Source organism: Streptomyces sp. NPDC093111 (assembly GCF_040683955.1).
GTDB lineage: Bacteria > Actinomycetota > Actinomycetes > Streptomycetales > Streptomycetaceae > Streptomyces.
Window position 1 is genome coordinate 198,476 of record NZ_JBFBNW010000001.1, and the last position, 15,741, is coordinate 214,216.

The following is a 15,741-nucleotide window of genomic DNA, read 5'->3' on the forward strand; positions in this document are numbered from 1 at the left end:
CATGCGCAACCTGGGGTTGATTCCTGTCATTCCTCCCCCGGGGACCGTCTCGGGATACGGGACGGGGTCGCCCTCAGCCCCGCAGTTCCCTCAGCTCCCGCTCCAGGTTGGCCCGTGCCCGCTCCTCCCAGACCGCCGCCCCGTAGGGGGTGCGGAAGAGGCGGGGGAGGGAGAGGAGGTGGGTGAGGATGGTGGCGCGGCCTTCGCGGAAGGCGGGGTCGGGGACGAAGGCGTATTCCTCGCGGACCGCGCTCGTATACCCCGTATAGGTATCCGGGCCGCTGGCCAGGATCGCCAGGTCCGCGTCGCACAGGGTCTCGCCGTTGAGGTCGCCGGGGGCCGGGTCGTGGGTGGTGGTGAGGCGGACCAGGCGGGCCACTTCGGCGACCTCGTGGGCGGTGAGGCCCGCTTCGGGGAGGGCTCTTTCGGCCAGGTTCGCCGAGCGCTCCTCGTTCTCCGAGCGGTCCGGCCGGTAGACCGCGTCGTGGAACCAGGCGGCCAGTCGTACGAGCTCCAACTCGCCGCCCTCGCCGCCCTGATCGGCCAGTTCGTCGATGCGGTCGAGGACCGCCGCCAGGTGGTCGACGGTGTGGTACCTGCGCTGCGGCTCGGCCCAGCGGGACAGCAGGTTCCGGCCGTACGGCAGGGGGTCCGGGCCTCCGCGGCCGGCGCGGGCGGCGAGCAGGGTCGAGGTCCAGCGGCGGAGCAGTTCGCGCTCCCGGTCTGTCTCCTGATCCGTGGTCATGGGGGCATTCTGCCGTGCCCGGGGGCGGGTTCGCGGGTGCCGTAGGCGCGTCGGGCGGGGGCCGGGGGCGCCTCGGGCAGGGGTCGGATTCCCGTGCTCCGCGCGGAGGGGGGCCCTCCTTTTCGTGGCCTGACTTGCCTTCACCTCACTCTTACATACCCCCCATGGGTATGCTACGGTGCAGCGCACAGGTACCCCCCAGGGGTATGTCTCGGATGGTCTCGGACCGTTTCCGGGCTCCCCCGGGGGTCGGAACGCGAGCGAAGGGTCAGGGCAATGTCAACCGTCAATCCCCGGCGCTGGTGGGCACTTGTCGTGCTCGCCGCCGCACAGTTCATGGTCATCATGGACACCTCGATCATCGGGGTGGCGCTCCCCGAGATGCAGAAGGACCTGGGCTTCTCCCAGGGTGAGCTCCAGTGGGTGTTCAACGCCTACGTGATCGTCTTCGGCGGGCTGCTGCTGCTCGGCGGCCGGCTCTCCGACCTCATCGGCGCCCGCAAGATCTTCGTCGCCGGCTGGGTCGTCATGATCGCCGGATCCGTCCTCGCGGCCGTCGCGCAGACCGCCTGGGTCGAGATCCTCGGCCGCGCCGTCCAGGGTGTCGGCGGCGCGCTCATCGCGCCCTCCGCCATGACCCTGCTCATGATGCTCTTCATGCACGACCCGAGGGAGCTCGGCAAGGCGATGGCCCTCTACGGTGCCGCCGCCCCCGCCGGCGGTACCGCGGGCGTCTTCCTCGGCGGTGTCTTCACCGAGTGGGCCGCCTGGCAGTGGTGCTTCATCATCTACGTGCCCATCGGCATCGCGACCCTCGCCGCGACCAAGATCCTCCCGAGCGTCGAGTCCCGCCGCGGCTCCGTCGACGTCCTCGGCGCCGTCGCCGTCACCGCCGGTCTCGCGCTCGCCGTCTTCGCGGTCGTCCGCGCCCCCGAGGTCGGCTGGGGCTCCACCGGCACGATCCTCCAGCTGGCCGGCGCCGTCGTCCTGCTGATCCTCTTCTTCGTGATCCAGAAGGCCATCCGCGAGCCCCTGATGCCGCTCAGCGTGTGGCGGGTGCCGCGCCTCGGCTCGGCCAACCTGGCGATGACGCTGCTCGGCGCCGCCTGGATCCCGATGTGGTACTTCCTCAACCTCTACCTCCAGCAGGTCCTCGGCTACGGCGCCTTCGCCTCCGGTGCCGCGCTGCTCCCGATGACCGTGCTGCTGATGATCTTCATGACGGCCATCACCGCCCGCCTGATGGCGAAGTTCGGCGCCAAGCCGCTCATCGGTATCGGTCTGCTCGTCCTCGCCGCCGGCCTGGTCTGGCTGGCCGCCGTCGAGCCCACCGGCACCTTCCTCGTCGACGTCCTGCCGGCCTCGCTGGTCGCCGCGCTCGGCATGTCCCTCGCCTACATCCCGGCCATGATCGCCGCGATGTCCGGCGCCCCGCAGGAGCAGGCCGGTCTCGCCTCCGGCATCGTCAACACCACCTACAACGTCGGCTCCGCGCTCGGCCTCGCCGCCCTCACCGCGGTCGCCATGTCCCAGGGCGCCGACCAGCTCGGCAACCTGCCGAAGCTGACGGACGGCTTCTCGTCCGCCTTCATCGGCGCCGCGATCATCGCCGCGGTCGGCGGTGTGATCACCCTCCTCGTCATGAAGGGCGACAAGGCGCTGGCCGCCGAGGCCGCCGTCCCCGCGCAGCAGAGCGGCGACAAGGTCTCCGCCTGACGCAGCCCCGCCCCACAGGGGGCCGCCCGATGTCCGTCACAGCGGCGGATGTCGGGCGGCCCTCTTTTTCGCGCCCCAGCCCGCATCGCGATTCCCGTTCCCGTACTCCGTTTCCCGCTTCCCGCACCCCGTTCCCGTACCCCATACCCGAGCATCCTGAGAGGTCTGTCGTGGATCTGAACACCCGGGCCGTTCACGTCGTCAATCAGCCATTCTCGCAAGGAAGTTGGCCGCTCTCCGTCCCTCTCGTCCAGTCCTCCGCCTTCGCCTTCTCCTCCGCCGACGAGCTCGCCGGGGCCATGGCCGGGCCCGACGGGCAGTACGTCTACAGCCGGCGCGGCAACCCGACCGTACGGGCCCTGGAGCAGACGCTCGCCGGGCTCGAAGGGGGTGCCGGGGCCATCGCCTTCGCCTCCGGGATGGGGGCGATCAGCGGGGTGCTGCTCGCGCTGCTCAAGCCGGGGGACCGGGTGGTGGCGCAGCGGTGCCTGTACGGGGGGACCTTCGCCGTCCTGTCGGACCTGGCGCGGCGGTACGGGATCGAGGTCGTGTACGTCTCAGGGGACGAGGTCGCCGAGTTCGAGGAGGCGGCCGTGCACCCGGCCACCCGGCTGCTCGTCCTGGAGACCGTCGCGAACCCCACCGGCCAGGTCGCCGACCTGCCGGGGCTGCTGGCGGCGGCCCGGCGGGCGGGGGTGACCAGCGTCGTCGACAACTCGCTCGCCTCGCCGGTGCTGTGCCGCCCGATCGAGCTGGGCGCGGACGTGGTCGTGCACTCCACCACCAAGTACCTCTCCGGGCACTCGGACGTGCTGGGCGGCGCCGCCGTCTTCGCCGACGACGGGCTGCGCCGGAAGGTGTGGCCGCGCACGGTCGAACTGGGCGCCTGCGCCGACCCGTTCGCGGCCTGGCTGACGCTGCGCGGGATACCGACGCTGCCGCTGCGGATGCGCGAGCACTGCGCCAACGCGGCGATCCTCGCCGAGCGGCTCGCGGGCCGCCGTGACGTGACCGCGGTGCACTATCCGTGGCTGGCCGGCCATCCCTCGTACGACACGGCCCGCAAGGTGCTGTCCGGTGGCGGCGGGCTGCTCTCCTTCGAGCTGGCCGGCGGCCGGGAGGCGGGGCGGGCCTTCATCGAGCGCGTGCGGGTGGCGAAGCTGGCGCTGTCGCTGGGCGGGGTGGAGAGCCTGGTGACCCATCCGGCCTCCACCTCGCACCGCGAACTGGACGCCGAGGCCCTCGCCGCGGCCGGGATCGCGCCCGGTCTGGTGCGCATGTCGGTCGGCATCGAGGGGGTCGAGGACCTGTGGAGCGACATCGAGCGGGCGCTCGCCCGTGAGGGCGGTGAAGACCCGGGCGGATGGGGCCATTTGAGCCTTCTTTTGGGTTGACAAAATAAATGAGGAATTCGTAGATTGGGTAGTGCCAAGGAACAAAGGAACGAACGACCACTCCTAGGTCAGGGGGGCGCGTGATGCGCTACTTCGAGGACTTCCGGCCCGGCGACATCCACGAGCTGGGCACCGTCACCGTCACGGCGGAGGAGGTGCTGGAGTTCGGCAGGCGCTTCGATCCGCAGCCCTTCCACACAAGCCCCGAGCTCGCCGCGGAATCGCAGTTCGGCGGCCTGATCGCCAGCGGCTTCCACACCCAGTCGATGTTCATGCGGCGCTACGTCGACGGCCTGCTCGCCTACAGCTTCTGTATGGGCTCGCCCGGGATCGACGAGGTCCGCTACCTGCGGCCCGTCCGCCCGGGGGACGTCCTCACGGCCCGGATGGAGGTCCTCGCCGCCACTCCGTCGCCGTTCAACCCCACCAGCGGCACCGTCAAGCCGCGCTGCACGCTGGTGGCCGCCGACGGGACGGCCGTGTTCAGCATGATCCTGCACAGCATCTTCCGGCGCCGCCCCGCCGGGACCGAGGTCGGACATCTGTCGTCGATGCCCGCGGCCCAGGACCCGATCGGGTGCTGCGCGCGCCCGCGCACGCACGCGCGCGCCGAGGAGACCGCCCCCGCAGTGGCCATGAGCGCCTGACCTGAACAGGTACGCGACTGAGCACGGCCGTCCGTTCATCCGCAACCCAACGTGAAGGGGGACCTCCTGTGGAGGCCGTATCCCGCACCGCCCAGTGGACCGCCGCGGCGCGCGCCCTGGAGACCGAGCGCGAGGACCGGCTGTTCGCCGATCCGTACGCGCGCACCGTCGCCGACCAGATCGGCTTCGAACTGCTCGAGCGCTACGACGGGGGCGGCATCGTGCCGTTCCTCGCCATCCGCACCACCTACCTGGACCGCGCCATCGTCGCGGCGGTGCAGGAGCGCGGCATCCGCCAGGTGGTCTTCCTCGCCGCCGGCATGGACACCCGGTTCTTCCGGCTGCCCTGGCCCGACGGCGTCACCGTCTACGAGCTGGACCGCCCGGCCCTCCTGGAGGCCAAGGCCGGGATGCTGAAGGACGAGCCGCAGCCGGCCGGCCGCACCCGCGTCCCGATCCCGGTCGACCTCACCGAGGACTGGACCGGCCCCCTGAAGGAGGCCGGATGGAAGAGCGACGAGCCCGTGCTGTGGGTCGTCGAGGGCCTGCTCTTCTTCCTGCCGGAGGAGGCCGTACGGACCCTCATCTCGACGCTCTCCGCGCACGCGGCGCCCGGCTCCGTGCTGCTCGGCGACGTCATCTCCAGGGCCGCCCTGGAGAACCCGCTCGCCCGCACCTTCATGAACGCGCTGAAGGAGGACGGCAACCCGTGGCTCTTCGGCACCGAGGAGCCCGAGGCGCTGCTCGACGCCTGCGGCTGGGCCGTGCGCGAGGTCAGGCAGCCGGGTGAGCCCGGCGCCGACTTCGACCGCTGGCCCTACCCGGTCCCGGCCCGCAACGTGCCCCGCGTGCCCCGCTCCTTCCTGTTCACCTGCGACCTGCCCGGATACGAGGAGGAGACGGCCGCATGAGCGCACACGACTTCCACCAGAGAGTCATCAGCGACGCCGGCGCGGCCGTGCGCGGCCTCACCGTCGCCCTCGGCGAGCGGCTCGGCCTGTACAAGGCGCTCGCCGAGCACGGCCCGCTGACCGCCGGCGAGCTCGCCGGCAAGACCGGCACCGACGAGCGGTACATCGAGGAGTGGCTGCACGCCCAGCTCTCCGCCGGGTACGTCGAACGGCACCCCAGCTCGCTCACGTACACGCTGCCCGCCGACCACGTCGAGGTGCTGGCCGACCCCACCGCCGTCACCTTCGCCGCCGGCTTCTTCACCGCCCTCAAGGCGCTGTACGCCACCGAGGACCTGCTCGCCGAGGCGTACCGGACCGGCGACGGCGTCGGCTGGGCCGAGCACGACGCGGCCCTCGACACCGGCATGGGCTCCTTCTTCCAGCCGACCTACGAGCACAAGCTGGTCCCGGACTGGCTGCCCGCCCTGCACGAGGTCACCGGCAAGCTGGACGCCGGCGGCACCGTCGTGGACGTCGGCTGCGGCGTCGGCCACACCACGCTGCTCATCGCCAGGGCCTTCCCGAACGCCACCGTGCACGGCTTCGACTACTCCGAAGAGGCCATCAGCATCGCCCGGCAGCTCGCCGAGGAGGCCGGCCTGTCCGACCGCGTCGTCTTCGAGGTCGCCTCCGCCGACGACTACCCGGGCACCGGCTACGACCTGGTCTGCTTCTTCAACGCCCTGCACGACATGGGCGACCCGGTCGCCGCCGCCCAGCACGTGCTCAAGTCGCTGGACGCGGACGGCACCTGGATGCTCGTCGAGTCGAACGTGTCGCCCGCCGACATCGACACCCAGACCCCCGCCGCCCGCATGTTCATGGCCCTGTCCGCCGTGATGTGCCTGCCCGTCGCCGTCGCCCAGCGCGGCCCGCACGCGCTCGGCAACCACTCCGGCGAGAAGGCCTTCCGCGCCATCGCCGAGGAGGCGGGCTTCACCCGCTGGCGGCGCGCCACCGAGACCCCGGTCAACGCGGTCTACGAGGTCCGTCCCTGAGGGACCCCACCGACAGTCCGGCCCTGAGGGTTTCCACCCCGACAGTCCGGCCCTGTGGCTCCCCGGGTCCCGTCCGGCCCCCCGAGCCCATCGCCCCACGAGTCCCGAGGAGTCACACCATGGGCGTCACCGCCCCGCTGCCCGTCACCGACCGGTTCATGGAGGTCCTCGAACGCCTCAGCGAGCGTTCCGTCGAGGACTACTACAACCCGTACCAGACCTTCCAGTGGCCCGAGACGCTGGAGGAGAACCGCTACTGGATGACGCCGGAGCTGCTCACCGTCTACGGCACCGAGCACTTCGACACCCTCGGTGAGGAAACGCTTCAGCGCCTGTCGAAGTGGGAGTCCATCAACTTCTACAGCCTCAACGTGCACGGCATCCGCGAGCTCCTCATCGAGGTCGTCGGCCGGATCCACATGCCGGGCTTCGAGGTCCCCTCGGACTTCTTCCACCACTTCATCGGTGAGGAGAACGAACACATGTGGTTCTTCTCCGAGTTCTGCCGCCGCTACGGCAACAAGATCTACGGCTCCACCGGCATGCGCGCCGACGCCGCCTGGGAGCCCGAGGTCGAGAACTTCCTGGTCTTCACCCGCATCCTGTTCTTCGAGGAGCTGGTCGACCACTACAACTCCCGGATGGCCAAGGACGCCTCCCTGTGCCACACCATCCGCGAGGTCAACCGCATCCACCACCAGGACGAGTCCCGGCACATCGCCTTCGGCCGCGAGCTGGTCTCGCTGCTGTTCCAGCGCATGTGCCAGGCCGTGAGCGCGGACCGGGTCCGCGAGGTGGAGGCGTACCTCAAGCGGTACGTCGTCTACAGCATCAACTCGCTCTACAACCCCCACGTGTACCGGGACGCCGGCATCCCCGACCCGCTCGCGCTGCGCAACTCGCTCGTCGCCGACGAGCGCCGCCGCGCGCACGAGCGCAAGTCGGTCCGCAAGCCGCTGTCCTTCTTCCTGAAGACCGGGATCTTCACCGACGACACGCTGCCCGTCGTCTGAACCCGCCCAGGAGACCTCCCCGGAGACCCGGAGCTCCCCGGAGTCCCGGCCTTCCCGGAGGCCTCCCACCCGAGAGGTGACGAGACCATGACCTTGACGAGCCCCGAGACCGTCGGGGAGACCAGGGGCCTGCCCACGATGGGCCCCGAGGGGACCCGCCTGCTGCGGCTCCTCGACGACACCTTCGAAGGCTGGGGAGTGGCCGCGGGCGCCCGCCCGATGACGATGCCCCCGCTGCTGCCGGCCGCCGAGCTGGCGAAGCTCGACTACTACGACAACTTCCCCCACCAGGCGGTCGTCGCCACCTCGCTCGACCTGGAGCGACGTGCGAGCGACCCCCTCTCCGCCGACACCGGCCGCTTTCCGACCGCCGCGCTCGAACCGGCCGCGCTCGGACTGCCCTCGGCGTCCTGCTACGCCGTCTACCTGACGCACCAGGGCCACCGGGTCGCCGACGACACCCTCGTCACGATCTGCTCCTGGTGCTACCGCAAGGAGACGCATTACGAGGGCATGCGGCGCCAACTCGGCTTCCGCATGCGGGAGATCGTGGCGATCGGCGCGCAGCAGCACGCCGAGCACCACCTGGCCGACTTCACCGCCCGTATCCACGCCTTCGCCGCGGCGCTCGACCTGCCGCTGCGCAAGGAGGCCGCCTGCGACCCCTTCTTCGACAAGGGGACGTCGAAGGCCGTGCTCCAGCGGCTCACGCCGGTGAAGTACGAGTTCCTGTACGAGGACCTGGCCATCGCCTCGGTCAACACGCACCGGAACTTCTTCGGCGACCGCTGCGACATCACCCTGGAGTCGACCGGGGGGCCGGCCTTCACCAGCTGCGTCGCCTTCGGTCTGGAGCGCTGGCTGTCGGCCTTGACCCGGCGCCACGGCAGCTGGGAGTCCGCCACCCAGGCGGTGCTCGACGCGAACGCCCGTCTGCGGGCCGATGCGAGTCTCGCGGCCGGGCCGGTGATCTGACGTGACGGCCCGTCCCGTGGCACCGCCGGCGGGCGGCCTGGGCTGGGCGAACCTCGGCATGGACATCGTGTCCGTCAACCGTGTCCGCAGGCTTCTCTCGCAGTACGGGGAGAAGTTCTTCGAGCGGATGCTCACCCCCGGTGAACTCGACGACTGCCGCACCTCCGGCGGGCTCGACGTGCTGAGCCTGTGCGGGCGGATCGCGGCCAAGGAAGCGGCGTTCAAGACGTTACGGGTCCGCGGCAGGTTCCTGCCCTGGCCGGACATCGTCGTACGCCGCTCCGAGGGCGGCTGGCCGCTGGTGGAGCTGTACGGGCCCGCGGCCGACATGGCCGCCGAGTCCGGCATCTCCGAGATCACCGTGTCCATCAGCCACGACGTGGACTACGCGGTCGCGGTCGCCGCGCCGATCATCGCCCCCACTCCTTCCGCCCCCATCCCTTCCGTAATCAGCAGTAGCTAAAAGGAGAGCAATCATGGCCGACGGCCTGCAGACGGTGAAGAGCTGGATCCTCGAGCGCCACCCCGAGCGCGAGGACATCGCGTCCGACCTCGACCTGATCGAGAACCGGCTCATCGACTCGCTGTCCTTCGTCGAGTTCGTCTTCCTGCTGGAGCAGGAGAGCGGCACCGCGATCCAGATGGAGACCCTGGAGGTCGACTCCATCCGGACCCTCGCCGCCATCGAGCAGCACTTCTTCAAGACCCCGGCGGAGGTCCAGGCATGAGCCGCCGCCTGTTCACCTCGGAGTCCGTCACCGAGGGCCACCCCGACAAGATCGCCGACCGGATCAGCGACACCATCCTGGACGCGCTCCTCGCCCAGGACCCGTCCTCCCGCGTCGCCGTCGAGACCCTGATCACCACCGGCCAGGTCCACATCGCCGGCGAGGTCACCACCGCGGCGTACGCGCCGATCGCGCAGCTGGTCCGCGACGCCGTCCTCGACATCGGCTACGACTCCTCCGCGAAGGGCTTCGACGGCGCCTCCTGCGGCGTGTCGGTGTCCATCGGCGCCCAGTCGCCGGACATCGCGCAGGGCGTCGACACCGCCCACGAGGCCCGCGTCGAAGGCGCGGAGGACGAGCTCGCCGGGCAGGGCGCCGGCGACCAGGGCCTCATGTTCGGCTACGCCTGCGACGACACCGCCGAGCTGATGCCGCTGCCGATCGCGCTGGCCCACCGCCTGTCGCGCCGGCTGACCGAGGTCCGCAAGAACGGCACCGTCCCCTACCTGCGGCCCGACGGCAAGACCCAGGTCACCATCGAGTACGACGGCGACAAGCCGGTCCGCCTCGACACGGTGGTCGTCTCCTCGCAGCACGCCGCCGACATCTCCGTCGAGGGCCTGCTCACCCCGGACGTGCGCGAGTACGTCGTCGAGCACGTCCTCAAGGAACTCGTCGAGGAGGGCGTGACGCTGGAGTCCGACGGCTACCGGCTGCTCGTCAATCCGACCGGGCGCTTCGAGGTCGGCGGCCCGATGGGCGACGCCGGACTCACCGGCCGGAAGATCATCATCGACACGTACGGCGGCATGGCCCGGCACGGCGGCGGCGCCTTCTCCGGCAAGGACCCGTCGAAGGTGGACCGTTCGGCCGCCTACGCGATGCGCTGGGTCGCCAAGAACGTCGTCGCCGCCGGGCTGGCCAGGCGCTGCGAGGTGCAGGTCGCGTACGCGATCGGCAAGGCCGAGCCGGTCGGTCTCTTCGTCGAGACCTTCGGCACCGGGACCCTCCCGGACGAGCGCATCCAGGAGGCCGTGTCCGAGGTCTTCGACCTCCGGCCGGCCGCGATCATCCGCGACCTGGACCTGAAGCGGCCCATCTACGCGGCGACCGCCGCGTACGGGCACTTCGGCCGGGAGCTGCCGGAGTTCACCTGGGAGCGCACCGACCGGGTGGAGCGGCTGAAGCAGGCCGCGGGGATCTGAGGGGAGCTGGAATGCGTATCGCTGTCACCGGATCCATCGCGACCGACCATCTGATGACCTTCCCCGGCTGGTTCAGCGAGCAGCTGCTCGCCGACCGGCTCGACCGGGTCTCCCTGTCGTTCCTCGCCGACAACCTGGAGGTCAGGCGCGGCGGAGTGGCAGCGAACATCGCCTTCGGACTCGGCGTGCTCGGCCTGCGTCCCGTTCTCGTGGGCGCGGTCGGCGCCGACTTCGAGCCGTACCGGATCTGGCTCAAGGACCACGGTGTGGACACCGACTCGGTGCGCGTCAGCGAGTCGCTCCACACCGCCCGGTTCGTCTGTACCACCGACCGGGCGCAGAACCAGATCGCCACCTTCTACGCCGGAGCGATGGCCGAGGCCCGCGAGATCGACCTGCGGGAGGTCGTCGCCCGGACCGGGCGCCTGGAGCTGGTCCTGGTCTCCCCGGACGACCCCGAGGCGATGCTGCGGCACTCCCGTACCTGCCGCGAGCTGGGCGTCCCCTTCGCCGCCGACCCGTCCCAGCAGCTGGCGCGGCTCGACGGCGGCCAGGTGCGGGAACTGGTGGACGGGGCGCGGTTCCTGTTCACCAACGAGTACGAGACCGCCCTGCTGCACGAGAAGACCGGCTGGGCCGAGGCGGACGTGCTGCGCCGCGTCGGCACCTGGATCACCACCCACGGCGAGGCCGGGGTGCGGATCAGGGGCGAGGGCCGGGCCCCGCTGGCGGTGCCGGCGGTGCCGGTGGCGGGCGTGGTCGACCCGACGGGCGTCGGCGACGCCTTCCGGGCCGGCTTCCTCGCCGGAACGCTGTGGGGCGTGCCCGAGCGGTGCGCTGCCCAGCTGGGCTGCGCGGTCGCCTCGACGGTCCTCGACTACGTGGGGACGCAGGAGTACCGGCTGCACCGGGATCCGCTGCTGGACCGGATCAGGACGACGTACGGAGTGGGCTGCACGGCCTCGCTCCTCACCCACCTGAGGGGACTGTCATGAGGGGGCTGACATGAGTACCGGAAGACGTTCCCTGAGGGAGGAGTTCGCCACGCGGGTCGTGGTGGCCGACGGGGCGATGGGCACCATGCTCCAGGCCGCCGACCCCACGATGGACGACTTCCAGCAGCTGGAGGGCTGCAACGAGATCCTCAACGTCACCCGGCCCGACATCGTGGCCTCCGTGCACGACGCCTACTTCTCGGTCGGCGTGGACTGCGTGGAGACCAACACCTTCGGCGCCAACCTGGCGGCGCTTGCCGAGTACGGCATCGAGGACCGGGTGTACGAGCTGTCCGAGGCCGGCGCCCGGATCGCCCGCAACACCGCCGACGCCCACACGGCCGCCGACGGGCGCCCCCGCTGGGTCCTCGGCTCCATGGGCCCCGGCACCAAGCTGCCGACCCTCGGGCACATCACGTACGAGCCGCTGCGCGAGGCGTACCGGCAGAACGCCGAGGGCCTGATCCGCGGCGGCGCGGACGCCCTGCTCATCGAGACCTCGCAGGACCTGCTCCAGACCAAGGCGGCCGTCATCGGCGCCCGCCAGGCCCTGGACTGGGCCGGGCTCGACCTGCCGCTGATCGTGCAGGTGACCGTCGAGACGACGGGCACCATGCTGCTGGGCTCCGAGATCGGGGCGGCGCTGACCGCCCTGGAGCCGCTGGGCATCGACATGATCGGCCTCAACTGCGCCACCGGCCCGGCGGAGATGGCCGAGCACCTGCGGCACCTGTCCCGGCACGCCCGGATCCCCGTCTCCGTCATGCCCAACGCGGGCCTGCCGGTGCTCACCTCGGACGGCGCGCACTACCCCCTGACGCCGTCCGAACTCGCCGACGCCCAGGAGGCGTTCGTACGGGACTACGGCCCGGCGCTGGTCGGCGGCTGCTGCGGCACCACGCCCGAGCACCTGCGGGAGATCGTCGAGCGGGTGCGGGGCGCGGCCGTGAAGCCGCGGACCCCGGTCGTCGAGCCGGGCGCCTCCTCCCTGTACAGCCACGTGCCGTTCCGCCAGGACACCTCGTACCTGGCGATCGGGGAGCGGACCAACGCCAACGGGTCGAAGAAGTTCCGCGAGGCCATGCTGGCGGGCCGCTGGGACGACTGCGTCGAGATGGCGCGGGACCAGATCCGCGAGGGCGCGCACATGCTCGACCTGTGCGTGGACTACGTGGGCCGGGACGGTGCCGCGGACATGGCGGAGCTGGCCGGCCGCTTCGCGACCGCGTCCACGCTGCCGATCGTGCTGGACTCCACCGAGGTGAACGTCCTGCGGGCGGGCCTGGAGAAGCTGGGCGGCCGGGCGGTGCTCAACTCGGTCAACTACGAGGACGGTGACGGGCCCGAGTCGCGGTTCGCGCAGGTCACGACGTTGGCGCGGGAGCACGGGGCGGCGCTGATGGCGCTGACCATCGACGAGGAGGGCCAGGCCCGCACCGTCGAGCACAAGGTCGCCATCGCGGAGCGGCTGATCGCGGACCTGACGGGGAACTGGGGGATCAGGGAGTCGGACATCCTGATCGACACCCTCACGTTCACCATCTGCACCGGTCAGGAGGAGTCCCGCAAGGACGGCATCGCGACGATCGGGGCGATCCGCGAGCTGAAGCGGCGCCACCCGGACGTGCAGACCACGCTCGGCCTGTCGAACATCTCCTTCGGTCTGAACGCGGCCGCCCGGCTGGTGCTGAACTCGGTCTTCCTCGACGAGTGCGTCAAGGCCGGCCTGGACTCGGCGATCGTGCACGCGTCGAAGATCCTGCCGATCGCCCGCCTGGAGCCGGAGCAGGTCGAGGTCGCGCTCGACCTGATCTACGACCGGCGGCGGGAGGGCTACGACCCGCTCCAGCGGCTCCTGGAGCTCTTCGAGGGCGCCACGGCGCAGTCCCTCAAGGCCGGCAAGGCCGAGGAGCTGCTGGCGCTGCCGCTGGAGGAGCGCCTGAAGCGGCGCATCATCGACGGCGAGAAGAACGGCCTGGAGGCCGACCTGGAGGCGGCGCTCGCGGAGCGCCCCGCCCTGGAGATCGTCAACGACATCCTCCTGGACGGCATGAAGACGGTCGGCGAGCTGTTCGGCTCCGGCCAGATGCAGCTGCCGTTCGTGCTCCAGTCCGCCGAGGTCATGAAGATCGCGGTGGCCTATCTCGAACCCCACATGGAGAAGACCGACGCCGACGGGAAGGGCACCATCGTGCTCGCCACCGTCCGCGGCGACGTCCACGACATCGGCAAGAACCTCGTCGACATCATCCTCTCCAACAACGGCTACAACGTCGTCAACATCGGCATCAAGCAGCCGGTCTCCGCGATCCTGGAGGCCGCCGAAGAGCACCGCGCCGACGTGATCGGCATGTCGGGCCTCCTCGTGAAGTCCACCGTCATCATGAAGGAGAACCTGGAGGAGCTGAACGGCCGCGGGCTGGCCGAACGCTTCCCCGTGATCCTCGGCGGAGCCGCCCTGACCAGGGCGTACGTCGAGCAGGACCTGCACGAGCTGTACGGCGGCGAGGTCCGCTACGCCCGTGACGCCTTCGAGGGGCTGCGTCTGATGGACGCCCTCATGGCGGTCAAGCGGGGCGTGCCGGGCGCGACCCTGCCGGAGCTGAAGCAGCGCCGGGTGTCGAAGCGGGAGACCCCCGTCCTGGAGGTGCGGGAGCCCGAGCCGGCCGGGCGGTCCGACGTGGCCGCCGACAACCCCGTACCGGAGCCGCCGTTCCTCGGCACGCGGGTCGTCAAGGGCATCCAGCTGGCCGAGTACGCCTCCTGGCTCGACGAGGGCGCCCTGTTCAAGGGCCAGTGGGGGCTCAAGGACGCGGCCACGACCGAGTCGGAGGGCCGGCCGCGGCTGCGCGGCTGGCTGGACCGGCTGCAGACGGACCACCTCCTCGAAGCGGCCGTCGTGTACGGCTACTTCCCCTGTGTGTCCAAGGGCGACGACCTGATCGTCCTGGACGAGGACGGAGGCGAGCGGACCCGCTTCTCCTTCCCCCGCCAACAGCGGGGCCGCCGCCTCTGCCTGGCCGACTTCTTCCGCGCGGAGGACTCCGGCGAGGTCGACGTCCTCGCCCTCCAGGTCGTCACCGTCGGCTCGCGGATCGGGGAGGAGACGGCGAAGCTGTTCGCCGCCGACGCCTACCGCGACTACCTCGAACTGCACGGCCTGTCCGTCCAGTTGGCCGAAGCCCTGGCCGAGTGCTGGCACGGCCGGGTGCGCGCCGAGTGGGGCATCGGCGGCGCCGACCCGGCCGGCATCGAGGGGATGCTGCGCACCGAGTACCAGGGCTGCCGCTACTCGCTGGGCTACCCGGCCTGCCCGGACCTGGAGGACCGGGCGAAGATCGCCGAGCTGCTGCGGCCCGAGCGGATCGGGGTCGAGCTGTCGGAGGAGTACCAGCTGCACCCCGAGCAGTCCACGGACGCCTTCGTCGTGCACCACCCGGAGGCGAGCTACTTCAACGCGGGAGGCAGACGCCTGTGAACCCGAATCCCGGGGGCCCGGCCGCCGGCGCCCCGACCTTCTCCTTCGAGTTCTTCCCGCCGAAGACCGACAAGGGCGAGCAGACCCTGTGGGACGCGATCCGGCGGGTGGAGGCCCTCGCGCCGGACTTCGTCTCCGTGACGTACGGCGCGGGCGGCTCGTCCCGCGACCGCACCATCGAGGTCACCAAGCGGATCGTCACCGAGACCACCCTGCGGCCGGTCGCCCATCTGACGGCCGTCGGGCACTCGGTCGCCGAGCTGCGGGCGATCATCGGCGCCTACGCGGACGCCGGGGTGCGGGACGTGCTGGTGCTGCGCGGCGACCCGCCGGGCGATCCGCGGGCCGCCTGGACCCCCCACCCGGACGGCTTCCTGTACGCGTACGAACTCGTCGAACTCGTCCGGTCCCTGGGCGAGTTCCGGATCGGCGTGGCGGCCTTCCCCGAGGGTCATCCGCGCTCGCCCGACGGGGCCGGCGATCTGGCGCACTTCGTCGCCAAGTGCCGGGCGGGCGCCGACTACGCGATCACCCAGATGTTCTTCGACCCCGAGGACTACCTGCGGCTGCGCGACCGGGTGGCCGCCGCCGGCTGCGACACCCCGATCATCCCGGAGATCATGCCCGCCACCGACGTGCGGCAGATCCGCCGCTTCGCCGAACTGTCGGACGCGGCCTTCCCCGAGGACCTGGCGCACCGCCTGGAGGCGGCGAAGGACGACCCGGCCGCCGCCTACCGGATCGGCGTCGAGCACGCCACCGCCATGGGCCTGCGGCTGCTCGACGAGGGCGCGCCGGGCCTGCACTACATCACGCTCAACAAGTCCACCGCGGCCCTCGAAATCCACCGATCCATCCACGCCTCAAGGAGCCTCGCACGTGTCTGAGTCCACC

At 71.1% G+C, this 15,741-nt stretch carries 14 protein-coding genes; 13 read left to right on the top strand and 1 reads right to left on the bottom strand.

Going from position 1 to position 15,741, the window contains the following annotated elements:
• Nucleotides 1-73 precede the first annotated feature (73 nt).
• The gene (locus AB0Q96_RS00875) at nt 74-745 is read right to left on the bottom strand and encodes a hypothetical protein (protein ID WP_365320876.1); all 672 of its coding nucleotides are present in this window, start codon (nt 743-745) and stop codon (nt 74-76) included.
• Between the two features lie 276 nt (nt 746-1,021).
• Between AB0Q96_RS00875 and AB0Q96_RS00880 the strand changes: the two genes are divergently transcribed.
• The 13 genes from AB0Q96_RS00880 (at nt 1,022) to metF (ending at nt 15,734) form a co-directional block, all read left to right on the top strand.
• On the top strand, nt 1,022-2,461 hold the full coding sequence (locus AB0Q96_RS00880; RefSeq protein ID WP_365320877.1) for an MFS transporter: 1,440 nt from the start codon (nt 1,022-1,024) through the stop codon (nt 2,459-2,461).
• A 170-nt stretch (nt 2,462-2,631) separates the two neighbouring features.
• Nucleotides 2,632-3,855 (top strand): PLP-dependent aspartate aminotransferase family protein, encoded by a 1,224-nt coding sequence (locus AB0Q96_RS00885; protein ID WP_365320878.1) that lies wholly within the window; start codon nt 2,632-2,634, stop codon nt 3,853-3,855.
• An 83-nt stretch (nt 3,856-3,938) separates the two neighbouring features.
• A complete protein-coding gene (locus AB0Q96_RS00890; protein ID WP_365320879.1) occupies nt 3,939-4,502 on the top strand; it encodes a MaoC family dehydratase in 564 nt (187 codons plus the stop codon).
• A 68-nt stretch (nt 4,503-4,570) separates the two neighbouring features.
• The gene (locus AB0Q96_RS00895; RefSeq protein ID WP_365320880.1) at nt 4,571-5,413 is read left to right on the top strand and encodes an SAM-dependent methyltransferase; all 843 of its coding nucleotides are present in this window, start codon (nt 4,571-4,573) and stop codon (nt 5,411-5,413) included.
• Nucleotides 5,410-6,453, top strand: coding sequence for a class I SAM-dependent methyltransferase (locus tag AB0Q96_RS00900; RefSeq protein WP_365320881.1), 1,044 nt, complete (start codon nt 5,410-5,412; stop codon nt 6,451-6,453). The genes AB0Q96_RS00895 and AB0Q96_RS00900 overlap by 4 nt, the downstream gene beginning before the upstream one ends.
• Before the next feature lie 119 nt (nt 6,454-6,572).
• Nucleotides 6,573-7,466, top strand: a complete 894-nt coding sequence (locus tag AB0Q96_RS00905) for a diiron oxygenase (RefSeq protein ID WP_365320882.1) — start codon at nt 6,573-6,575, stop codon at nt 7,464-7,466.
• A gap of 87 nt (nt 7,467-7,553) precedes the next feature.
• Nucleotides 7,554-8,441, top strand: coding sequence for a hypothetical protein (locus AB0Q96_RS00910; RefSeq protein ID WP_365320883.1), 888 nt, complete (start codon nt 7,554-7,556; stop codon nt 8,439-8,441).
• A 1-nt stretch (nt 8,442) separates the two neighbouring features.
• Nucleotides 8,443-8,904: a holo-ACP synthase gene (gene acpS, locus AB0Q96_RS00915; protein ID WP_365320884.1), complete on the top strand. Its 462-nt coding sequence runs from the start codon at nt 8,443-8,445 to the stop codon at nt 8,902-8,904.
• A gap of 13 nt (nt 8,905-8,917) precedes the next feature.
• On the top strand, nt 8,918-9,169 hold the full coding sequence (locus AB0Q96_RS00920; RefSeq protein ID WP_365320885.1) for an acyl carrier protein: 252 nt from the start codon (nt 8,918-8,920) through the stop codon (nt 9,167-9,169).
• On the top strand, nt 9,166-10,374 hold the full coding sequence (gene metK / locus AB0Q96_RS00925; RefSeq protein ID WP_365320886.1) for a methionine adenosyltransferase: 1,209 nt from the start codon (nt 9,166-9,168) through the stop codon (nt 10,372-10,374). Before AB0Q96_RS00920 ends, metK begins: the two co-directional genes overlap by 4 nt.
• An 11-nt stretch (nt 10,375-10,385) precedes the next feature.
• Complete coding sequence (locus AB0Q96_RS00930) at nt 10,386-11,369, top strand: carbohydrate kinase family protein (protein ID WP_365320887.1); 984 nt, start codon at nt 10,386-10,388, stop codon at nt 11,367-11,369.
• 10 nt (nt 11,370-11,379) lie between these two features.
• Nucleotides 11,380-14,847, top strand: coding sequence for a methionine synthase (gene metH / locus AB0Q96_RS00935; protein WP_365320888.1), 3,468 nt, complete (start codon nt 11,380-11,382; stop codon nt 14,845-14,847).
• Nucleotides 14,844-15,734, top strand: a complete 891-nt coding sequence (gene metF / locus AB0Q96_RS00940; protein WP_365320889.1) for a methylenetetrahydrofolate reductase [NAD(P)H] — start codon at nt 14,844-14,846, stop codon at nt 15,732-15,734. Before metH ends, metF begins: the two co-directional genes overlap by 4 nt.
• The last annotated feature ends 7 nt before the right edge of the window (nt 15,735-15,741 follow it).